The sequence below is a fragment of the Campylobacter hominis ATCC BAA-381 genome (assembly GCF_000017585.1).
Taxonomy (GTDB): domain Bacteria; phylum Campylobacterota; class Campylobacteria; order Campylobacterales; family Campylobacteraceae; genus Campylobacter_B; species Campylobacter_B hominis.
In genome coordinates, this window is record NC_009714.1 from 559,258 (window position 1) to 582,231 (window position 22,974).

The 22,974-nt window shown below is 30.4% G+C and carries 18 protein-coding genes and 2 pseudogenes; 2 read left to right on the forward strand and 18 right to left on the reverse strand.

Features of this window, described 5'->3' with window-relative positions; genetic code table 11:
* Nucleotides 1-31 precede the first annotated feature (31 nt).
* The 12 genes and pseudogenes from CHAB381_RS02930 to CHAB381_RS02980 all read right to left on the reverse strand — a co-directional run bounded on the left by CHAB381_RS02930 (nucleotide 32) and on the right by CHAB381_RS02980 (nucleotide 13,153).
* Entirely contained in the window at nucleotides 32-1,048 is a 1,017-nt protein-coding gene (locus CHAB381_RS02930; RefSeq protein ID WP_012108489.1) for a hypothetical protein, read from the reverse strand.
* On the reverse strand, nucleotides 1,045-1,686 hold the full coding sequence (locus tag CHAB381_RS02935; protein WP_012108490.1) for a uracil-DNA glycosylase family protein: 642 nt from the start codon (nucleotides 1,684-1,686) through the stop codon (nucleotides 1,045-1,047). Before CHAB381_RS02935 ends, CHAB381_RS02930 begins: the two co-directional genes overlap by 4 nt.
* Nucleotides 1,683-2,471 (reverse strand): peptide chain release factor N(5)-glutamine methyltransferase, encoded by a 789-nt coding sequence (gene prmC / locus CHAB381_RS02940; protein ID WP_012108491.1) that lies wholly within the window; start codon nucleotides 2,469-2,471, stop codon nucleotides 1,683-1,685. Before prmC ends, CHAB381_RS02935 begins: the two co-directional genes overlap by 4 nt.
* On the reverse strand, nucleotides 2,458-3,672 hold the full coding sequence (locus CHAB381_RS02945) for a M48 family metallopeptidase (RefSeq protein WP_012108492.1): 1,215 nt from the start codon (nucleotides 3,670-3,672) through the stop codon (nucleotides 2,458-2,460). Before CHAB381_RS02945 ends, prmC begins: the two co-directional genes overlap by 14 nt.
* Nucleotides 3,673-3,674: 2 nt before the next feature.
* Nucleotides 3,675-5,615: an ABC-F family ATP-binding cassette domain-containing protein gene (locus CHAB381_RS02950; RefSeq protein WP_012108493.1), complete on the reverse strand. Its 1,941-nt coding sequence runs from the start codon at nucleotides 5,613-5,615 to the stop codon at nucleotides 3,675-3,677.
* A gap of 427 nt (nucleotides 5,616-6,042) precedes the next feature.
* The gene (locus tag CHAB381_RS02955; protein WP_012108494.1) at nucleotides 6,043-7,149 is read right to left on the reverse strand and encodes a cytochrome d ubiquinol oxidase subunit II; all 1,107 of its coding nucleotides are present in this window, start codon (nucleotides 7,147-7,149) and stop codon (nucleotides 6,043-6,045) included.
* Between the two features lies 1 nt (nucleotide 7,150).
* Nucleotides 7,151-8,668, reverse strand: coding sequence for a cytochrome ubiquinol oxidase subunit I (locus CHAB381_RS02960; RefSeq protein WP_012108495.1), 1,518 nt, complete (start codon nucleotides 8,666-8,668; stop codon nucleotides 7,151-7,153).
* Nucleotides 8,665-8,877 carry a DUF4492 domain-containing protein gene (locus CHAB381_RS02965; RefSeq protein ID WP_012108496.1) on the reverse strand — a complete coding sequence of 71 codons (213 nt, stop codon included), beginning with the start codon at nucleotides 8,875-8,877 and terminating at the stop codon, nucleotides 8,665-8,667. The genes CHAB381_RS02960 and CHAB381_RS02965 overlap by 4 nt, the downstream gene beginning before the upstream one ends.
* 201 nt (nucleotides 8,878-9,078) lie before the next feature.
* The gene (locus CHAB381_RS02970) at nucleotides 9,079-10,218 is read right to left on the reverse strand and encodes a CapA family protein (RefSeq protein WP_012108497.1); all 1,140 of its coding nucleotides are present in this window, start codon (nucleotides 10,216-10,218) and stop codon (nucleotides 9,079-9,081) included.
* A gap of 1,051 nt (nucleotides 10,219-11,269) precedes the next feature.
* Nucleotides 11,270-11,410: a DUF4236 domain-containing protein gene (locus CHAB381_RS09200; RefSeq protein ID WP_083755243.1), complete on the reverse strand. Its 141-nt coding sequence runs from the start codon at nucleotides 11,408-11,410 to the stop codon at nucleotides 11,270-11,272.
* A 112-nt stretch (nucleotides 11,411-11,522) separates the two neighbouring features.
* A pseudogene (locus CHAB381_RS02975) lies at nucleotides 11,523-11,999 on the reverse strand (GMP synthase (glutamine-hydrolyzing)); the annotation flags it as partial.
* 161 nt (nucleotides 12,000-12,160) lie between these two features.
* Nucleotides 12,161-13,153, reverse strand: a complete 993-nt coding sequence (locus CHAB381_RS02980) for a helix-turn-helix domain-containing protein (RefSeq protein WP_012108500.1) — start codon at nucleotides 13,151-13,153, stop codon at nucleotides 12,161-12,163.
* A gap of 152 nt (nucleotides 13,154-13,305) precedes the next feature.
* On the opposite strand from CHAB381_RS02980, the gene CHAB381_RS02985 reads away from it, so the two are divergent.
* Together CHAB381_RS02985 and CHAB381_RS02990 are read left to right on the forward strand one after the other, a co-directional pair.
* Entirely contained in the window at nucleotides 13,306-15,060 is a 1,755-nt protein-coding gene (locus tag CHAB381_RS02985; protein WP_012108501.1) for an ABC transporter ATP-binding protein, read from the forward strand.
* On the forward strand, nucleotides 15,044-16,765 hold the full coding sequence (locus CHAB381_RS02990; protein WP_012108502.1) for an ABC transporter ATP-binding protein: 1,722 nt from the start codon (nucleotides 15,044-15,046) through the stop codon (nucleotides 16,763-16,765). The genes CHAB381_RS02985 and CHAB381_RS02990 overlap by 17 nt, the downstream gene beginning before the upstream one ends.
* 590 nt (nucleotides 16,766-17,355) lie before the next feature.
* Here the strand turns inward: CHAB381_RS02990 and CHAB381_RS02995 are convergent.
* The 6 genes and pseudogenes from CHAB381_RS02995 to CHAB381_RS03015 all read right to left on the reverse strand — a co-directional run bounded on the left by CHAB381_RS02995 (nucleotide 17,356) and on the right by CHAB381_RS03015 (nucleotide 22,918).
* Nucleotides 17,356-18,897 carry an ATP-binding protein gene (locus CHAB381_RS02995; RefSeq protein WP_012108504.1) on the reverse strand — a complete coding sequence of 514 codons (1,542 nt, stop codon included), beginning with the start codon at nucleotides 18,895-18,897 and terminating at the stop codon, nucleotides 17,356-17,358.
* 26 nt (nucleotides 18,898-18,923) lie between these two features.
* A pseudogene (locus CHAB381_RS09205) lies at nucleotides 18,924-20,164 on the reverse strand (AlwI family type II restriction endonuclease).
* The gene (locus tag CHAB381_RS08870; RefSeq protein WP_198002597.1) at nucleotides 20,142-20,795 is read right to left on the reverse strand and encodes an AlwI family type II restriction endonuclease; all 654 of its coding nucleotides are present in this window, start codon (nucleotides 20,793-20,795) and stop codon (nucleotides 20,142-20,144) included. The pseudogene CHAB381_RS09205 and the gene CHAB381_RS08870 overlap by 23 nt, the downstream one beginning before the upstream one ends.
* A gap of 87 nt (nucleotides 20,796-20,882) precedes the next feature.
* A complete protein-coding gene (locus CHAB381_RS03005) occupies nucleotides 20,883-21,083 on the reverse strand; it encodes a hypothetical protein (protein WP_012108505.1) in 201 nt (66 codons plus the stop codon).
* Nucleotides 21,084-21,095: 12 nt separating this feature from the next.
* Nucleotides 21,096-21,824: a hypothetical protein gene (locus tag CHAB381_RS03010; RefSeq protein WP_012108506.1), complete on the reverse strand. Its 729-nt coding sequence runs from the start codon at nucleotides 21,822-21,824 to the stop codon at nucleotides 21,096-21,098.
* Complete coding sequence (locus CHAB381_RS03015; RefSeq protein WP_012108507.1) at nucleotides 21,821-22,918, reverse strand: DNA adenine methylase; 1,098 nt, start codon at nucleotides 22,916-22,918, stop codon at nucleotides 21,821-21,823. Before CHAB381_RS03015 ends, CHAB381_RS03010 begins: the two co-directional genes overlap by 4 nt.
* Between the last annotated feature and the right edge of the window lie 56 nt (nucleotides 22,919-22,974).

The following is a 22,974-nucleotide window of genomic DNA, read 5'->3' on the forward strand; positions in this document are numbered from 1 at the left end:
CTGTAAAATTCATAATTTCAAAAATATATAACTAAAATTTTACAAATTCGCCATTTTCTATTTTAAAAAGAGCAGGGGGCCAATTTAACGCATGATCTTTAATTTTATTTTTAAAAACGCTTTTGTGTTTTAAATTTATAAAACCGTTATAAAAATAATCAAGTCCAATCATCGATGAATAGGCAATCCAGTCATATTTTAGATTGATATTGAATACATTTGCAAAATTTTCTATTGTTGGCGGAATTTCATCATCAATCGAGTTTGCAATAATTAAATTTTTAGTTATTTCGCCATAATTTAAAATTTCAGGCGTAAAGTTTATCTGTGTAGAAAGGATAAGTTTTTGATTTTGTAAATTGTCAAGTATGATTTTGGCATTATACGGTGCTAAATTTAGCACAACGCCGGAATTTTGCGGTACTTTATCAAGTTCTTTTAAAAACGTGAAATCAAAATTTGAGCTGCGTAAAATTTTGACAGGTTTAATCTCATCGTCAAAATATTCATTTAAAATTTCACTTATATAATTTGTGTCGCTTATAAAATATATAGGCTTTTTTGCGATTTTTGAAAGCGTTTTCGTTTGAGAGCGGTAATCGATTCCGCCGTATATAATGTTTCCGAAACTTCCAAAACTTTTAGGCAAAGTAGGAATATAATAAAATTTTCCAAAAACGGCATTTTCATCTATAAATTTTGCTCCTTTTGAGCTTACTGCCGCTATTATTATAGAAGCTCCATCTTCGTTTATTTCGTCCAACGCTTTTTGTAAAGAGCTTTCATTTTCGTCGCCGCAATAATAAACTTTTGCATCCATTTCCAAATTATTACTTAAAATGTAGGCAAAAATTCCGTTTTTTACACTCTCACCGTAAGATCCGACCGCTATTTCAGGTATCAAAATCGCTATTTTGTTATTTGTTTGAAATTTCAAGCTGTCATCTATAATCCACGATTTTTGTGAAATTTCAGTTAAATTTTCTTCATTAAAATCTTCAGCTTTTATAAACGCAAAAGCCAAAAATAAAAAAACAAAAAATCTCATAAACTTTTTCCCGCTTTTTTAAGATCTGCTTTAAAAAGTTCTATTTTGCTTGGATTTAACGCGATAAAATGCATATCGAAAGTCGGCATAAACTTTACATCTCCATCCATAAACATAGAGCCGTGAATTAGTGAAATATCTGGCATTTGTTCATTTCTTAACACGATTTTTGAAACTATTGCTCCAAAAAGCAAAACGATTTTCGGTTTTACCAGTTTAATTTCATCAAAAATATACGGACTGCAATTTACAATAGTTCGCATACTTATATCATTTGGAGCAGGGCATTTTATCAAAAAAGTCGTGTAAATTTTATGAGAACTCAATTTACATTCGTCAAACAGCTCAAGAATTTTTTTTCCGAAATTTCCGCTGTAAATTTTTCCGTTTTTTTCATCGGCTTCGCTTGGACTTAAAAAAATAGCCATTATTTCACTGCTTTCGCTTCCTTGTGGCAAAATATCGGCACTTTTTGATTTGCATAGTTCGCAAAGATTACAGACTTTTATTTCTTTCATCATTTCATCCAAATTATCGAAACTGAACTCTGGTCGGTTTAGCAAAAAACACTCATCTATGTAATCGTAGCCAAAAAGTTTGTAATAATAAAGTCTGTAAATAAGTGAATTGTTATTCATTTTTTTGCTGTAAAACCTCTGTCAAAGCCTGCCAAATCTTTGTAAAATTGTGCTTTAAAGCCGTTTTTTACGAGCTCTTTTTTTAAAATTTCTTTTTGATCGTATCCTATTTCGCAAGCTAAAAATTTAGTGCGATTTGCACTTTGATTTATTAAATTTATTAAAATTTCACTTCCGTTTTTTCCGCCTATCAGTGCAGTTTCCGGTTCTTTTAAAACATAATCGTCAAGCGGATAATCTTGCGCGATATAAGGAGGATTCGAAACGACAAGATCGAAATTTCCTTCAACATTTTCAAATAAATCGGAAATTTTAAAATCAATTTCAACACCATGAAATTTGGCATTTTTAATTGCCGTTTTTAAAGCTTTTTTGCTTATATCTACGGCCAAAATTTCAGCATCTTTTATATTTTTTTTAAGCATAATGCTTATAATTCCGCTTCCTGTGCCGATTTCTAAAATTTTAGGCGCTTTAAAATTTTTTAAAATTTCAAGTGATTTATTTACTAGAATTTCCGTTTCAAATCTTGGAATAAGAACGCTTTCATCCACAAAAAAAATTTCTCCAAAAAACTCAACTTCATTTGTGATGTAAGCAAGCGGTTTACCGTTTTGAAATTTTTCTATAAACTCCCAGAATTTTGAGTTTTCATCAAGCTCTTTATCAAGATTTAAAATCAGATCCGTATCGCTAAATTTCCTGTCAAATTTTAAAATTTCGCGTGCTGTAACTTTTGAGTTTATACGAGCGCTTGCGATTTTTAAAGCGTCAGCGATTCTCATTTAGCTCTTGTATCCGCTCAAAAAGGCTCGGATGTGAATTATAAACGGCTGAGTATAAAGGATGAGCAAGCGGAAAAGATTTATTTTCGCTGCCAAGTTTTTTAAGAGCGGAAATCATATCATCGGCACTTTGTGAATTAGCGCCGAAATTATCCGCGCCGAATTCGTGCGAGCGGCTTATTTTAGCAATTATCGGCTCTAAAAATGTTTGTAAAATCGGCAAAAATAAAATCATAAAAATCAGCAAGCTTGCGCCGTTTGAAAACAAACCGATACTGTTTAAAATATCAAAATTTAAATTTCCAAAAACACCAAAAATTATGGCAAAAACAAAAAATTGAAGCACAATGTTTTTTAAAATATCGCCGTGTTTGAAATGTCCAAGTTCGTGTCCAAGTACAGCTAAAATTTCATTTTGTGTGAGTTTTTGAATCAATGTATCGAAAAGCACAACTCTTTTAGTCGTTCCAAATCCGCCAAAATAAGCGTTTAATCTTTTATCTCTTTTGCTTGCGTCAATTACAAAAACACCACTGCTTTTAAAACCGCATTTTTGCAAAAGTCCTTCAATTGACGTTTTTAATTCGCCGTTTTGTAAAGGCGACATTTTGTTGAAAATCGGTGCTATTAAAGTTGGATAAATCAAACTTACGATTAAAACTAAGATAAAACTTAACATAAATCCATAAATCCACCAAAATTTTCCCAAATTTTGGATACAAAATAAAAGTGCAAAAATTACGATTCCGCCAAAAATCAGGGTTAAAACAAATGATTTGATGCTGTCTTGTATAAAAATTTTTGGTGTGATATTTGAAAAGCCGAGTTTTTTGTCTTTATAAAATTTCTCATAAATGTTTAAAGGAAGTGATAAAATCGCGCCGCATATCAAAAACGCTAAAACCAAAAGTGTTTCGTTTAACAATTCATTTTTAAAAATTCCGAGGTTAAAAATGAAATTTTGTAAAATTTTAAGACCTGTCAAAAGCCAAAAAAGTGCTATAAAAAATTCATAAAAATACGAGAAAATTTGAAATTTCTGATTTATTATCGCCACATTTGCAGCTTTTTTATAATCCGTTTCATTTAAAACTACAGCCGGTTCGTTAATTTTCGCTTTTACAAAGTTTAGTTGCAAAATAGCTAAAATAAGGCGATAAAGTGAATAAATAGCATATAAAAAAATCAGTAAATACAACATTTTTAGCCTTTGTTAGCTTCTACAAGCGACAAAATTTCAAAATATTCGTTTTCCATTTGATTTAGTGTTCCTTTTTTCTCTTCAAGTTCTTCAAATAGCGGTTGAAGACCTAATTTTTGATAGATTTCAGGTGTAGAAAGCGCGTGATTCAGCTCTTTTATGCGCGTTTCGAGTTTTTCTATTTTATCCGGATATTCGTTTAAAATTTTATTTTGTTTGTAGCTGAGTTTAAAATCTGAACTTTTTTGTTTAACTTGTTTTTCAGTGTCTTGAACGTTTTTTTCGAAATCGTCAATCTCTTTCATTTCATCTTCTATTTCAAGATATTCGCTGTATTCAAGATGTGATTGTTCGATTTTACCGTTTCCTGTAAATATCCAAAGTTTGTTTGTGATTTTATCTACAAAATATCTATCGTGGCTGACGATAAGTACCGCGCCGCTGAAAGATAGCAGATAATCTTCCAGAATATTGATTGTAGCGATATCCAAATCGTTTGTCGGTTCGTCCAGAATTAAGCAGTCGTGTTCTTCTGTAAAAAGTTTTGCAAGCGCCAGACGATTTTTTTCTCCACCGCTTAAAGTAGCCACCGGCTTATCCAAAAATTCTTTTGGAAAAAGGAAGTTTTTAAGATAGCCGTAAACGTGCATATAATGTCCTCTAACCATAATATGGTCGCCGCCGTTCGGGCAAAAAATTTCTATTAAACTTTTATCATCGCTGATATTTGTTCGTTGTTGATCGAAATATCCGATTTTTAAGTCGCCTATTTTTATTTCGCCGCTATCGATTTTGTTTCTGCCGAGAAGAATTTTTAAAAGCGTGCTTTTTCCAAGACCATTTGCGCCTACAATGCCTATCCGTTCTCCTTGTAAAACTCGTGCGCTGAAATTTTCTATAAGAGTCTTTGAAAAAATTCTTTTTGTTATATTTTTTAATTCAAAAAGCATTTTTTTGCGGTTTTCACCGCCGGTTCCGCCTTTATTAAAGCTTTTTACTGCGCGTTCAAGTTCAAGTTTTACACGGCGAATCGTGCCGGGATTTTTTTTGGCTTCTTCCCGCATTGCAAAAATTCGTTCTTTACGTCCCTCGTTTCGTTTAAGACGAGCTTTTACGCCTCTATGAAGCCATTCTTCTTCATATCTCAGCTGTTTTATAAGAGTTTCATGTGATTTTTCAAGGCTTGCCAAAATTTCCTGTTTTTTATGCAGGTAATTTTCATAACCGCCTTCAAAACTGCGCAAAGCGCCATCTTCAAGCTCAACAGTTCGTGTAGCCAGTCTTTGTATAAAATATCTGTCGTGACTTATAAAAACAATAGTTTGTTTGGAATTTAAAAGCATTTCTTCCAAAAATTTAACCATATAAACATCAAGGTGATTTGTCGGCTCATCAAGCAAAAGCACGTCGGGTTTTTTTAAAATGAGTGCTCCAAGAGCAACGCGGCGAATTTCTCCACCTGAAAGTGTGCAAACTGAGCGATTTTCATACTCTTTTAATTTAAAATTTTCCAAAACGCGCTCAATTTTTGCGTCAATTTGCCAACCATCTTTACTGTCTATAAATTTTATAAGATCGTTTTGCTTTTGAATAAGTTCTTTGTTATCAGGATTTTGCGAGAGTTCGTTTAAAATTTCCGTGTATTCGTTGATTTTGTCAAAAATTTCTTGCAGTTCTTTTTTTAGTGCATCGCGCACGGATAAATTTTCATCAAATTTCGGATTTTGCGCCAGCATTTGGATATTTATGCCGTTTTGCACGATTACTCGACCGCTATCGGCTTGCATTTCGCCGCATAAAATTTTCATTAATGTGGATTTGCCGCTACCATTTTTGCCGATTATAGCTATTCTTTCTTTATCATTTACACTGAAATTTACGGTATCAAGTATGACATTTGCGCCGAATTTTTTTGAAACATCAATAAAATCAACAAGAGCCAAAGAATTACCTTTTAAACGAAAAATTTTATTATTTTACACAAAATTTATTAAAAATTTAATGAATTTTTGATAAATAGTTCAATATTTTTAATTAATTATTAAAGATATTTAAGTACATTTTTTATTTATCGGCAAATAAGCATCGGCATAAATTTTAAAACATAAAATAAAAGCTCAGTTTAAAATTTAGCCGTATTTTTATCATTTTACTGCGACAAGTATTTTAAATGACAAATTTCAAAAACGTGTAAATTTATTTATATTTTAAAATTTGCGTTTTAGGTTAGCCGCTTTTGCGCCATGTTTTAAAAAACTACTTTTCCCTGCTTTCAATTTCTGTAATATTAAGTTTTATAAATTTATAACTAGCAACGATTAAAACAAACCAAATCACAAGCATAATTATAGATTTTATCATCTTTATCTCCTAATAAGCGACATTACTTTTTTCAAGTTCTTTTTTACTCATTTTAGTTTTATCCATATTTTTCCAAACATAAGCTATATAAGCAAGGACGAACGGAATAAAAACCGAAATATAAGCCATTGTTTTAAGTGTATAAAAGCTGGAACTTGCATTATAAATACTTAAAGAACTGTTTAAATCGGCGCTTGACGGGTAAAATACATTTCCGCTCATTCCAAGGCTAAAAAATAAAAACGTAACTGCGAAAATGACGCCGATGCCCCAAAACCAAATGCCTTGAATACTTTTTGTAAAAGCTCCTTTATAAATTCCAAAAAGAGCCGTTAAAACGGAAATTATCAGCCCGAAAAATATAAAATAATGATTAAAAAAATTTAAAATATAGTGAAATTTTTTCGTAACTACAACGCCGTTTTCTACGCAAAATCCGTCTTTTAAGCTTATCCAAACTAAAAAAGCGATGAAGAAAATTACAAAAACAGCGGCATCTTTTTTAAGAAAATTTCTGATTTTTTTTCTCATATAATCTTCGTTTATGTGGTTTATAAGATACATCGAGCCGCCGACTCTGGCTGCAAAAACTAATGTAAAACCAAGCAAAAAATTAAAAGGATTAAAAAGCGCTTCAAGCCCTCTAAGCGGATTTTTCCACGCTACAAAATTTCTTGTATCAAGGCTAAATTCGCTTCCGCTAAAAAATGTGCTTAGCGCAACACCGATTAAAAATATTCCTAAAAAGCCATTTATCAGCATAAAAATTTCATAACATTTTTGCCCTAAAAAATTATTTTCTTTTTTTCTGTATTCGTAAGAAACGGCTTGAATAATAAAACAAAAAAGTATCGCCATCCAAACCCAATACGCGCCCCCGAAACTTGTAGAATAAAATAACGGAAATGCTGCAAAACACGCTCCGCCAAACATTACTAATGTAGTAAAAGTTAATTCCCATTTTTTACCGATTGAATTTACTATCATATCTTTATTTTTCTCGTCTTTGAATGAAAAAAGCAGCATTTGTCCGCCTTGAACAAAACTCATAAAGACAAAAATTCCTGCAAGCAAGCTTATTATAAACCACCAATAAATTTGTAAATTTTCATACATTTTAAAATCCTAACTTAATTTGCTTTAACATTATTTTGATTTCGGCTATAAATAGAGTCGTAAACAGCACTGCAAAAAGGAAAAATGAAATTTTGATATTTGCGGAAGATAAATTCGTAGCTGCTACGCCAACCGGCATAATATCTTGTATAGCCCATGGCTGGCGTCCGACTTCGGCCACAATCCATCCAAGCTCGCAAGCAATCCATCCAAGCGGAATACTAAATACGCAACACCAAAGAATTTTCCTGAAATTCTCGATTTTGTTTGCCATACTCAAAAACATTACCACAAAAAAAAGTCCTATAAAATATATTCCAAGAGCCGCCATAACTCTAAAACTGTAAAATGTAAGCCCGACAGGAGCTATGGCATCTTTTGGATTATTTAAATAACCGTAGCCGAAATTTTGCATATTACTTTGCAAAATTTCTCTATATTTTTTAGCCGAATTCGTATCACCGTTTTCTTTTGCAATTTTATACTCATCAAGAGCTTTTATAGCTTTTTTTCCGCTATCGATTCTGCTTTGCATAGATGGAATTTTATGAGTTTCATTTCCGTTTATCAAATCGTTGATTCCAGGAGTAAAATTATTTATTCCTCTTGTTGCCATAAGTCCCAAAAGATACGGTGCTTCTATTTGAAATAAAAACGGATCTTCATTATTGTCTATTTCTTTTTTAGGATTTAAAATTCCTACGGTTACAATCGCGCTATTTACTTCTCCATTATAAAGTCCTTCCATGGTAGCCAGTTTCATAGGTTGCTTTTGGGCTACTTGATATGCGCTTTCGTCTCCGCTGAATAAAACGAATAAAGAGCTTAAAAGCCCAAAGCTCGCAGCAACTATAAAACTTTTTTTAGCCATTTGGAAATTTTTGTTTTTAAGTATAAAATAAGCACTTATTCCAAGAACAAAAAGTGCTGAGGTAATGTATCCACCGCCAACCGTGTGTAAAAATTTGCTGATTGCTGTCGGAGAAAGAGCTATTTGGGTAAAATCCACCATTTCATTTCTTGCAGTATCCGGATTAAACGCCGTTCCTACCGGATTTTGCATCCAGCCGTTTGCCACAAGTATCCAAAACGCACTTAAATTTGATCCGATAGCAACGCACCATGTAGAAAATAGATGAAATTTTTTACTTACTTTATCCCATCCGAAAAACATTACGGCAAAAAATGTAGCTTCCAGGAAAAATGCGAAAAGTCCTTCTATCGCAAGTGGCGCGCCGAAAATATCTCCTACAAACCAACTGTAATTTGCCCAATTAGTTCCAAACTCAAATTCCATTATAAGGCCTGTAGCAACGCCGATAGCGAAATTTACAGCAAAAAGTTTGAGCCAAAATTTAGTTATTTTTTTCCACTCTTCGTTTTTACTTTTTACGTAAATCGTTTCCATAAATGCTATTATAAATGAAAGCCCTAAAGTCAAAGGCACAAACAAAAAGTGGTATAAAGCGGTAAGTGCAAACTGAGCCCTTGACCAATCAACCGACGCAAGTTCTGTCATTTAACATCCTTTATAAGATTTTCGTAAACAAAATTTATTTTTTCATTTTTAGAGTCGAATTTTGTATTTATCGTTTCGTTAAAGAAAAGCATTTTAAATATAAGAATAATTACCGCAATTTTGATTAAAACGATAAGCCATAGCGTTTTACCAAGTTTCATATTTCTAAAACCGCCGATATAAAATTTTAAAATTTGTTTAAAAGACATAATGAAATAATAACGTTTGCATTTAAATATAAAGTTATGAGTAAAATTTTGTCGGTTTAAATATAAAATTTCAAAATAGCACCTTTTTTTTGAAATTTTTAGTTGGAATTTTGCGGTGAATAATGAATTTTATTAAAATTTCTAAAGTAATTTTATAGGATATTTCGACTGAAAATTTTGCTTATAATTTTGCTCGCTTGCTTAATTTAAATTTTTAAATTCCAGGTTGTTTTTTACCGTTTCGTAAGCCTTTTTGGCTCTAAGATTTGGATTTTTGGCAATAAATTTTATATTTTTATCAAATGCGCTTGCGTTAAAATCATTCGCAAGATATGTTTTTATTACCTTTTTGTTGTTTTGAAAAACAGGATTCACCCAAAGCGGATGAAATTTTATGTCGGTTATTTTTGTGGTATTTTCATCTTTTGAGATTAAAATTTCAAACGCAACACCTTGTTCGGTGCGAATGTTTTTCAGTGTTTCAAGGCGCTGATTTGAGATAAAATTTCCACACGAAAAAGCGATGAAGCCGCTTGATTTTGTAAAATTCTCATCCGTTTTTATAAAGTTATTTTGCAAATTTTGTGTAGAATTTTCATCGTTATTTTCATTTTTTTGATATAACATAGTTTCTTGAACTACGTGCGGATGATTGCCTATTACTACATTTGCACCCCAATCTACCATCTTTTTTGCCAATTTTTTTTGAAAATCGTTAGCTTTATTTTGATATTCATTTCCCCAATGCGCGTAAATGATGATAAAATCGGCGCCAAGAGATTTCACCTTTTGCAAATCATCTTTTATCTGCGTCTCATCCAAGAAATTTAAAAGCGATTTTTCTTTTTTATTCAGTGAATTTTCAAGTCCGTTATAGCCGTAAGAATAAGCTAAAAGCGCCAAGTTTATGCCATTTTTGTCTATAAAAGCGAATTTTTCTCCTTCGCCGGTTCCAAAAGGCACAATTCTAGCTTCTTTTATAGACTTTACGGTTTCAAGGACACCGCTTATTTTTGTATCAAGAGCGTGATTATTTGCGGTGGCAAGCGCGTCAATGCCTGCGTCTTTAAGGGCTTTTAGCGCCTGTTTCGGCGTATTGAAAAGCGGATAACCGCTAAATGAGCGTTTTTCATTTACTGTAGTTTCGAAATTTCCTATGCTTACATCTCCGCTTTGCAAAAATGGCTTTATTTGCTCAAATTGCGGTGCAAAATCATAATCTTTGCCATTTTTTGCACTTGAAATTTGAGGCGAATGAAACATTATGTCGCCGACAGCGATGATTTTTAAGTCAGCCGCAAAAAGTCCTGAAAAAAGAAAAACCAGTAAAATTTTTTTCAAAAATAATCCTTAAAATAGAAACTTAATTATACAAAATTTTATGTAAATTTTAAATTTTGGCAAAAATAGATTTTGATTGAAAATTCGCTTTGCGTGTAAAAAATTTTTGCTTTTATTCCAATTTGAAATTTTTAATATGGAAATATAATTTCAAAAGTCAAACAGAAATTTTTCGCGATTTTTGCATTGCCGAATTAAAACGAATCATTAATTATCTTGCTTGCTATACCCAATTCATAATGTAAAATAACCGGAATTTTATAATTATCCTTAGAACTTTTATCGCGAGCTATTTTTTATTTATATATTTCCAAGTATAATCAAATTATTTTCATATTATTAGGAATTTTTTCCGTTTCATAAATAATTGATTATACGATTTTATACGTAAATTCATATAATCAATTATTCCAATGATTTAACGATATTTTTATATGCAACGATTAAGTCAGGAAAAGATAGTAATCGGAACCGTTTTTATTGTGAAAGACAATAGCAGTATCAAAAATCGTCATAAATTTCAACGTTTTTTCAAAACTTTTTTATCTTTTAAATAGCGGAAAATGTGGTGCTGCGTTATTTTATTTTATCAATCAACCGAGGTGATGTGATATTTAATATATCATCAATCATTATAAGTTTATAAAAATCTCTTATTTTGCTATAAGTTTTCTTTATTTCATCACCAATATTTATATCTTATTTACGGACTGCATGACTTAGCCGTAATTATATCGTTTTTCTATTTGTAGTGACTTGATACGGCTTTTTATAAAGCAAACTGAATATTAACGGATATAAAAATTGATAGAATTTTTGATATAAAAAATCGGTTCTCTGTTTTTTATAAGTTGATTTTAAAATAGTTTTTGATTCAATAATGGCTGCTTTAAGGTCAAATAAATTTTTGCATTAATCCGCATCAATATTTTTTAATTTTAATAGATTCGTTTATTGTTCGATTATTTTTATCATTTAATCTTTTTCGCTGTTTTTATTGAAAAACCGCCTAACTTTTTACAATCATAAATATAGTTAGGAATTACGGTATTTAAAAAGAACGGTTTTTGCCTGTATTTATCGAAGTAACTTTAATTCCAATTGCGGTGCTCATACATGATTTGCTGAAATTAATTGTAAATCCGAGTGAAAATTTAATTCTTTTTCTAAATTTTAATTTTATTTTCATCATTTTAGTTAAGCGATTTTGTGTTAAAAATTTATATTAATATGGTTTTATAAAATTTCGGTAATCGAAAGTTTAAATTAGGCAAAAATTTATTGCCTAATTTAAAAATTTTCGATTATTCCCATTTAATCGTTGCAGGCGGCTTGCTTGAGATATCATAAACTACGCGGTTGATTCCATCGACTTCATTTATGATGCGACGGCTTATATTTTCAAGCAGATCATATGGCAGTCTTGAAAAACTTGCTGTCATTCCATCGCTTGCATCGACTACGCGAATACAAACCGCATTTTCATAAGTTCTATTATCGCCCATAACTCCAACTGAGTTTACATTTAAAAGCACACAAAATGCTTGCCAAGTTTTTTCATACCAACCACTTGATTTAAGCTCTTGTCTTAACACAACATCTGCTTTTCTCAAAAGCTCAAGTCTTTCGTTTGTAACCTCTCCCATTATGCGTATTGCAAGTCCAGGTCCAGGGAATGGATGTCTAAAAACTAAATCACGACTAAGCCCAAGCTCAAGTCCCAAGGCTCTAACTTCATCTTTAAAAATTTCCCTTAAAGGCTCAATTAGTTCAAATTTCATACTAAATTTCACTAAATTTATTGGTTGTACTCATAAATTTATCAAATCAAAATACAAAATAATTTTGCAATAAAGAGGATTTTTATATCACTCTTAATTGGTATCGAAAATAGAACAACTATTAAAGAGATGAAAGAAGAAAGAATAAAAGAAAATTTAGCTTAATCACAGTAATCGCAATTTAAATTGTGATGCTTGAAAGCTAAATTACGAACTTCATTAGGAAGTTTTCCCTTGTATCTTTTGTAATAAATGGAAAATTTACTATGAGATGTGTATCCAACAGACTCAGCTATCTCCTTTATAGGAAGCTCAGTATTTAAAAGAAGAGTTTCAGCTACATTCATTCTTTTCCTTTGGGTGTATTCTGTAATGCTTTGACCATATTTTTCTTTAAACAAATTTTTTAATTTTGTTCCACTCATTTTAGATATTTTTTCAAGTGTTCTTTGGTTTATATTCATTGAGAAATGATCATCTAAAAATCTGGCTACATCTTCAAGTGCTTTATCATCATCAGACTCAATTTTATAATTTTTTCTATTTAAGTAGGTATCTATTACTATACTTATCCACTCATTTGCTTTGGCTTTAAAGAAAAAATCAGCAGCAGGAGTGTCCATCTTACAATTTAATATTTCCATTGCCACTTTTTCTAATGACTTTGTAAGTATTATTTGATTTGATTGAAGTAAAGCCCTATAAAATGATTCTAGGTCAATGTTAATGGATGATAGGTGTTTTTCTAGAAGTTCTTTTTTAAAGCCTATAGAAACAGCAAGATAATAGCAGTTCTCGTGCAATAAAAATCGAAAGTCATCTTTTATATTGTCAAAATCAAAAGTGCATAATGAGTTGGCTGTCAAAGTTTGATAAGGATTAAATTTCTCGCCGTTTGCACTTATAATGTAGCTAGAGTATATCGAAACATAGTCTGCCATACTATAAGTGCTATTTTGAACTACCTCTTCTCTGATATAAAAATCATGTATATCAATAATAAATCCATCTCCTTCATAAAACCAATACAGGCCTTCCGCATAGGTTGAATCCTCTTTACTCCAACAAAATGTATGCCCTGCACTTGAATATTTCTTATTGTTTTTACACTCATCTACGTTCATATATTCTTTTACAAAATTATAATAAGCCATAATAACTCTATCCCTTTTAGACAATATTCCAATTAGCCTTATTAATTAAAAACTATTGTATTTGTATTATAATCGATGTATAATAAAAAATCAACGATAACTATTGTCAAAATTTATATCTAAATGAGATATTAAAGAAAGGGGAGATGATTATGAATATTTATAAAAAGCTATTTGCTTATGTAGGGGATAAAAAATATCTTGGAGCTTTTGCTATAGCTTTTTCTGTTATATCTGCAGTGCTTACAGTATATGGATATTATTTAATCTACAAATTTTTAGATAATTTAATAATTAATTCAAATTTATCTGGCGCAGAGAGTTTAGCGTTAAAATCAGTCTTTGCATTAACAGGTGGAGCAATATTTTATTTTGTTTCAGGAATGTTTTCACACGTTTTGGGATTTAGGCTTGAAACAAATTTAAGGAAAAGAGGGATTGATGGCCTAGAGAAAGCAAGCTTTAGGTTCTTTGACTTGAACCCTTCTGGAAAAATTAGAAAGATCATAGATGACAATGCCGCACAAACTCACCAGGTGATAGCCCACATGATTCCAGATAGCTCTCAAGCAATAATTACACCTTTTCTTGTGCTTGTGCTTGGTTTTATAGTAAGTATAAGAGTAGGCATCACTTTACTTGCTCTTACAATAATCGGAAGCGTAATTTTAGGAGCAATGATGGGCGAGGGAAGATTTATGAAGATATACCAAGAAGCCCTATCTAAACTAAGTGCTGAAACTGTCGAGTACGTTAGAGGAATGCAAGTTGTAAAAATATTTAGAGCAAATGTAGAGTCATTTAAAAGTTTCTACAAGGCAATAAAAGATTACTCAAAATATGCTTATGATTATTCCCTATCTTGTAAAAAGCCTTATGTTTTGTATCAGTGGTTATTTTTTGGTCTAGTTGCTATCTTAATTATTCCGGTTGTCTATTTTATGACTAGCTTAGGTAGTGCCAAGATGATATTGCTTGAGCTTATCATGATTTTATTTTTATCGGGAGTTCTCTTTGTTTCATTTATGAGAATGATGTGGTACTCCTTGTATATTTCTAAAGGAAATTATGCAGTAGACACTTTAGAGGCGCTTTACAATGACATGCAAAAAGATAAATTAGTGCATGGCAATCTCAATAATTTTAAAAACTTCAATATTGAGTTTGACAATGTAAGTTTTGCTTATAATGATAAAGCTGTCATTGAAAATTTATCCTTTAAATTAGAAGAAGGAAAGTCCTATGCACTAGTCGGTTCCTCTGGATCAGGTAAATCAACAGTAGCAAAACTTATATCAGGCTTTTATAATGTCAATGAAGGAAGCATAAAGATAGGTGGCATACCAATATCTAAATATTCTAACGAAGCCCTAATTAAAGCTATCTCCTTTGTTTTTCAAGATTCGAAATTGTTTAAGAAAAGTATTTACGACAATGTAGCTTTAGCCAATAAAGAGGCGAGCAAAGATGATGTTATGAAAGCCCTGAAATTAGCAGGATGCGATCTGATATTAGACAAATTTCCAGATAGAGAAAATACAGTCATAGGCTCAAAAGGAGTTTATTTATCTGGAGGAGAAAAACAAAGAATTGCAATTGCTAGAGCAATTTTAAAGGATTCGAAAATTATTATTATGGATGAAGCATCGGCGTCTATCGATCCAGATAATGAGTTTGAACTGCAAAAAGCTTTCAAAAATCTTATGAAGGATAAGACAGTTATCATGATTGCTCACAGACTTTCTACAATTAAAGATCTTGATGAAATACTTGTGATGGATAATGGAAAAATTATAGAAAGAGGCTCTGACAAAGAGTTAATGTCAAGAGATACAATATATAAGAGACTTCAAGAGATGTTTAACAGTGCAAATGAATGGAGGGTTTCAAATGAAGGAGTTTTATAAAAAAAGATTTGCTCTTACAGATAGGGGAGCTAGAAATTTAACCAAAGCAACACTATTCTCATTTTTTGTCTATTGTATAAATATGCTTCCTGTAATAATACTAATGTTTTTTGCTCAAGAAGTATTGGAGAATATCGACAAAAGCAGTGGTTTTTATATAGTATTTTCAGTTTTGACCTTGATAGCAATGTATATTTTGCTTTCTATTGAATACGATAAACTGTATAGCACAACATATCAAGAAAGTGCTGATTTAAGGATAAGAACAGCAGAAAACTTATCAAAACTGCCTCTATCATACTTTTCTAAACATGATATTTCTGATCTCTCGCAAACAATAATGGCTGATATTGAGGGTATAGAACATGCAATGAGCCACTCGATACCAAAAGTTGGTGGTATGGTACTCTTCTTCCCGCTAATATCTGTAATGATGTTAGTAGGAAATGTAAAAATGGGCTTAGCTGTAATTATTCCATCGCTCTTAAGCTTTATCTTTATACCTTTATCTAAAAAATATCAAGTTAAAGGGGAGAAAAAATATTATGACATCTTAAGAGAAAACTCAGAAAACTTTCAGGAAAATATCGAAATGCAAATGGAGATTAAAGCATATGGCTTATCAGAGGAAATGAAAGAAAAGCTATATGAAAAAATGGATAAAAGTGAAAAAGTACACTTAAAGACAGAAATGGGGATTGTTCTAACTATGTCACTTTCATCAATATTTAGCTTTATATCTCTTGCTGTTGTGATATTTGTTGGCGCAAATTTAATTATTAATAAAGAGATAAGTGTTCTATACCTTATAGGATATTTACTAGCGGCTATGAAGATAAAAGACTCTCTTGATGCATCTAAAGAGGGCATGATGGAAATATTTTATTTAACGCCAAAGATTGAAAGACTAAAAGAAATTCAAAATCAAAATCTCCAAGAGGGCAAAGATTATAAGTTAAAAAAATTTGATATTGATCTAAAAGATGTTGAATTTGCTTACAATAAAGACGCAAAAGTTTTAAGGGGAGTTAGTTTTAAAGCAAAGCAGGGAGAGGTCACTGCTTTGGTAGGCGCAAGTGGCTGCGGTAAAACAACTATCTTAAAACTTATATCAAGACTTTATGATTATGACGAGGGACAAATCCTAATCGATGGCAAAGATATCAAAGAGATATCAACAGAATCACTTTTTGACAAGGTTTCAATAGTTTTTCAAGATGTGGTTCTTTTTAATCAAAGTGTTATGGAAAATATTAGGATTGGAAAGCAAGAAGCAAGTGATGAAGAAGTTAAAAGAGCAGCAAAACTTGCCAATTGCACAGACTTTATAGAAAAAATGGATAAGGATTTTGATACAGTTATTGGTGAGAATGGTGCTGAGCTATCTGGTGGTGAAAGACAAAGACTATCAATAGCAAGAGCTTTTTTAAAGGACGCACCAATATTAATATTGGATGAAATAGCAGCAAGCCTTGATGTAGATAATGAGAAAAAAATTCAAGAGTCTTTAAATAATTTGATTAAAGATAAAACAGTTGTTATCATTTCACACAGAATGAAATCCATAGAAAATGCGGACAAGATTGTAGTTCTTGAAAACGGAAGAGTAGAAAACGAAGGTAAGCATGAAGAGCTTTTACAAAAATCAAAAGTTTACAAGAATTTAATAGAAAAAACAAAAATGGCAGAAGAATTTATCTATTAGAAGGATTAGAATGGACAGTAAAAAATTAAAAGTAAAAGATATAGATTGAGTCGTCGCGCTGTATGGTTGAATTAACTCTTTGTTTTAGGCTTAATTGTTGAAAAATTCATAGTTTTGAATTTGTATTTTTCACAAGAACTATCAACTTTTGATGATTTGGCTTTAAGACAGTTGATAAAATAGGTAAAATTATTGATATCACAAGAACAGCTATAGACAAAGAAAAATATTTGGAAGAGTATAAGGAGCTAAATATTTTATTTGAATGGGAAAAGTAATAAATATAGAAGAGGTGGTTAAGCAATCCCATCTCTTTTTCATAATAATTTTCATAGTTTTTTCTACTGAACAAAATCAGTTGTAGTTCTCAATCCTCTATAACCATTGAAATTTACAAGGTTTTTATTTTTTTGCAACTATTCCCATTCGATATGTCCATTGATATCGTTTTGTATAAATGGCATAAAATCAGGGATTTTATTATCAAATTTAGCCTTATTATCCGTTTTATTTCTGTTTCTCCGATTTTTTGCAAGCATATTGCAAGCACAAACATATTAAAAGTAAAGAAGTTGTATCCTAGTATAAAGCTATTCAACTCTTTTATCATTAGTTGAAATAAAGTTTCTCATCATTTCTATCGAATCCTTTAACTCTGAAAGATTAAATCTTCTGTTATTTTCATTTTCTGGATGATGTATTTGATGCCTTATATATTCTGTTAAAGTCAGTTTTTGGGTAGCTATCGACCCATCTTTTTTCAACTTTTTATAATCAATCTCCTGTTTACCAGATTTATAGTCGTTAAGCCAACCCTGCAACTCAATAAATCCATATAATTCATTGTGATACTCTTCTGTTATCTCTCCAAAAGCCATGTAATTTACTTCGTTTAGCGATGGATAATGTAATTGTCCAGGAGCAACATTTTTGACTTCTTTTTTTTGTTCTCCATCTTTAAGCAATCTTAAATTTGAAAAATCCAGTCTTTTTACAATATTAGGACTATGTGTAGTTAACAATATCTGAGTTTTTGGCAATTTCGCTAATTTTTTCAAAGATTCAATTAACTTATACTGATTATTTGTATGTTGAGAGGTTTCTGGTTCTTCTATCGCATATATAACATTTGCATTTTCGCTATTCTCTGCTCTTCTTTCAGCCTCTGCTCTAAAAAAGTTCAACAATATCAAACGTCTTACTCCACTTCCTCTTTTATTTATAGGAATATTCTCATCTCCAGATATTGAAACATTTTTGAAAACATCTTGCCACTTTAGGTTCTTTGCTGCAGGAATAACTGGATTTAAAGTATTTGCAATTTCCGAATCCATTTCTCTTATTTTTTCTAAGGTTCTATTAGATACTTCTTCTATTTTTTTTCTAACTACTTCTGCTATTTCAGCAAGACTATTTTGTAAACTTTCTTCACTAATAATTTGTTTTACTGCTTCCTTTAATGGATCCTGTATTTCATTATCTGAGTCACTATTTTTTCTATCTGATTGGAAAAGTGAATATACTGGTAAATATAAAGATATTTTATCCCAAATTTTTTTTGCATCTTCTTTTGTGACATCAAGTTCAATTTCATCCAATTGCAGATCATTTGAATACTTTGCCCATATTTCTTTTCTCATTATTGAGTTAACACTTAAGTCACTATAGTCTATATTTTCTTCTTTAATTATTTTTTTTAATTCTGAGTTCTTCTTTAATAATAAATCTTTACAACTTTTATTTATTGGATGGTTCGCTTTTATATATACTTTTGCTGCTCCACCATTTTGAAACTTTTTTACTATCTCTAATTCTTTGTTTTTATTCAAAAGATATTCATCTGCAAGTGATGTTTCAACAGATGAATCTATTACCACCTTGTCTGGTAGATCGCAAAAGCATATGCTTATTACTGTTTCATATTCTCCATTTTTTGATTTAGCTATATTTACATCTGTTTTATCAATTTTTACAACGCCTTTGCCATCATTGAAAAAGATATCCAATGCCTCTAAAATTGTTGATTTACCAACATCATTTTTCCCTACTATAACAGTTAAATCATCAAAATTCACTATTATTTCGTCTGAGTAACCTCTAAAGTTTTTAACTTTCATCGATTTTATTTTCATATTATATCCTTCTCTAAACAATTGAATTAAACTCTATATTCTTCTGTAACTTCTCTTACCAACCCATCATGCCATTCTTGTATATCCATTTCTAATGGCATTTTGTAATACTTATCAAAAACTTCATACAGATATTTATACTTAACCCTATTTTCTATTATTTGCTTAAGTACACTTGTATTCATTGAAATAATCTTCATTCCTGTAATGGTCTCTTCATCTCTTGTATAGGGAATTATTTTTCTATATCTGAAATCAGAAACGACATTCTTATCCAGATAAGTACTTACAAACAAACTGTAATCAAATGGATTATTAAATCTGATTCTATAATCTCCTAAATGTCTTGAAACAGGCTCCATTTCCATTCTTCTTTGATTATTTTCATCTGCAATAGTTGCTTCAAGCAATAATGAATGTTTAGGATAAGAAGTGCATGCTTCATATTCATATATAATATCTGCATAACCTCCGGCTGCATGTGTCTTAGGCAATAAATTTGCTTCTAATGATAATTTCATGAAATCTAAATATTTCCCTGTCTTTCGCTTACCTTGTACCATATAATTCCCAAAATATATTCAAAAATAGTATGTATTGCAGCCTCATCTGTAACAAGTTCTTCAATCCTTTTATCATCACGTTTCTCAAAACAATTTAGTAACTCTATAAGCACAGAATCATTAAATTTCTTATCAATTAAAGTGTTAAATCTTCTGTATCTTTCATCATTTACATAAGTTGCAGCTTGTTTGGGACTCTTAATTGTAATTCCTAAATCTTTACTTAAAGCTGCATATACTTTGCTAATATCTAACTTGAATGCTTCTGATATAGTTTCAAGTGGGGCATCAGCTCTGAGATTATTATCTCTACTAAAAGTTTCTGTATACAGAATATCAATAATTTTTTTAAAATAATACTTTGGAAGCATATCCAACTTAATCATACGATCTTCAAAAATTAGAGCATCTGTAATATTAAAATATCTTCTATTTAAATCAAAATAATCAGATAAAGTCGCCATTGCTTTAAAAACATGTAAATATTTGAAAAACACTTCTTTTAGTTCTGTTTCATTTTTACAGTTTATAAATGGGCATTGTTTGTGAATTGAAGACTTCCCATTTTTTCTTACAATGCCAATATTGGTTGTTTTAAATAGTAAACTTCTCCACAATGTTCCAGGTTTTTGATTTATATTCTTTGCAGAATTTAATAGTGATTCATAAATGTTTTCACCATCAAGTATAGTACGGCTTGTCATAGCTTCTGCTTTTACGATTCATTCCCACTAAACATATTAGATTTTCATCAACATCAGAGGCTATAAATTCTTCCCTAGCAAGTTTATAGTTTTCCATTTGCATAAGCCTCTTATGAATTATTTCTTCCGGCAAAATTTTACCTTCTCGATATAATTTAATATCAGATATGATTTGTTTTGCACTTTCGTCATCTCTAATTAGCGGAACAAAATAAGTAAACTCGTCATAACTTAAAAACTCAAGTTGCGTCAGGCACTTTACAACCGCAATAAACGGTCTAACGATACTACCACTTACATCTATACTTGTTTTAAGAAGCTGTTTTAGATAGATAAAGCTATCTCTATTAATATTAAACACATTATTGGTTTCAAAATCCCCACTACTTGTTATTTTAAGGAGTTCTCTTCCTGCATCCGTAATCAATCTATCTTCTGTAATTAAACCAATATCAACCAATCCTGATGTTTTTTCTCTGGCATCTTTGCCTTTTCTTTTTGCTTCTCCTGTTAGGAAAGCTCTATCTTTCATAAAATCATAATATTTTTCTTGCAATTCATTGTTCCAATTCCAGTTAGATTTCTTTATGATTTCATTATAAAACTCATATATATTAAAATCTATTGACATCAAACCTCTTAATAAAAAATATATATTTTTTTATTACAAGATTAAATATAATTACAATAAAAGTATATTTTTAATTGTATAATAATTTTATAAATCTTGATCAACTATGATGTCTAATTGATTTTCTATATATTCTGGATTTACACCTTCAATAAACTCACTCAATTCATAAATAATAGAACAGAATTCACAATATACATGATATCCTTTTTTAGTAAATTCACCATTTTGTTTAAAAACTTTGAATTCTTTTCTATAAAATCTTTTCAATAAAGTCTCTAAATCCATAATATAATCTACCTATATAATGATTTTATTTTCCTGTATTTTTGTCATATTTAAATATTGATTTGATATGGAATCATAATCAACAAAGGAAACTATATTTTTTATTTGATCATAGATAGATTGACTAATTTTATCTTCAAATTCTGCTTTTCTTCTACTATCTGCAACAATAAAAAATTTTGAACGAAAATCTTGTAATTCATAAAATTTATTCAAAGAATTGATAATATTTGTTGAATGCTCAACTTCATAAAAACAACTTGGCAAACCTCTTTCATTAAACCATATTATATCAACTGTACTAGCTCTTCTAATTATATTATCATAAGTAAACTTTGGTATATCAGTGATTGATACTATATCTGATAATTTTTTCTCCATGAAAAATTTATTCTTATCTTGTGATGGTATATATGTCTTCAAATTCTTCATATTGCCAATTTCAACAATCAACCCCTGGTAATATGAATGTTCAAAGGCAGCTTTAGTGTTTTTATCATCTTTTTTTATCTTGAATTTTTCAAGAACTTTATCTTTATATTCTGTCAAAGCCCATAATCCTGATTGAATTTTAAAAAATTCTTCTCTTCTTTGAAGATAACATCTTATACTAGCAAATGGTGTTTTTGTCTTCCAGTTAGATGTATCTACATTCTGATTCAAATAAGCTAAAGTGGCATATCCATTATTATTTTTCATGGTTTCTATTATATCATCTACTTGGGTATGTACTTTCTTCATCTATTCTTCTCCTCCAATAATGTCACATAATATTTCTTCATAATAACTAAACACAAAATCAATATATACTGTATATCATCCTTTTCAATAAGTTCCTCAAATGCTTTTGTAGCTGTAATCATGCAGTAATCACTTTTAAGTGAAGTCCTATCCATCTTCATTGCAACCCCATAAACTTCAGGTTTTTCCCATCTTGCCACATTTTCAAGTAAATGATATGCATCACAATACTGCCTTGAATTATATGGAGGATCCAAGTACAACAAATCACCTCTAATACTTTTAATAAGTTTATTTGCATCTAAGTTATAACAAATATTATTAGAATTTACCGTTTCTTCAGGTAATAAAACATTCAATACTAATTTTTTCTCAAAATCAACATTTTTTCTATATGCATCGTAGTGTCCAACTGTGTTTGCAATCTTATCCATTGCATATAGAAGCGATGTAATCAATATTGCATATTCCTTAAAATTTATTTCTTTATTTTTATACTTTGCTTCTATATCTTCTCTTATATATCCTATCTTGCTACAATCATCAGCAGAAAAGAATGTATCTGCAAAATTTTCTCGCATATAATTATTTTCTTTTGTTTTAACTTGATTATAGTCGTATATAAGCTCAATTATCTTTTTGCTTGAATATTTTTCATATCCAAACCAGGCATAATTGGAAATATAATTACTATACAGTAAATCATTTGTGATAAGCATTTTGTCCTTAAAAGTATTTGCAACTGCACCAGTTCCACTGAATATATCAACAACAATATTTACATCTTTACAATTTTCATCAACTGTTTTTCTTATAAAATCAGAAAGAGAATATTTATTTCCTAAATATCGTCTATTGTTTATGAATGACTGCTTTAATCCTAATTTAGATATTAAAAAATCTGTGTCATCATTATCTTGTATACCATCTATATGCAAAAATCTTCTTATAATTTTAACTGTATTTTCATCCCACAAATATTTTCCTGTATCACTTCTAGGAATAAAAATATTTTCTTTGGCTATTAATTTATACAAATATGACTCAGAAATATCTAATTCCCTTATTATATCAGCAACATTGAGATTCTCCATCTTTATTTCTCCTTGCCATATTTCAATCTATTTAGTAGACAATATAACATATTTTA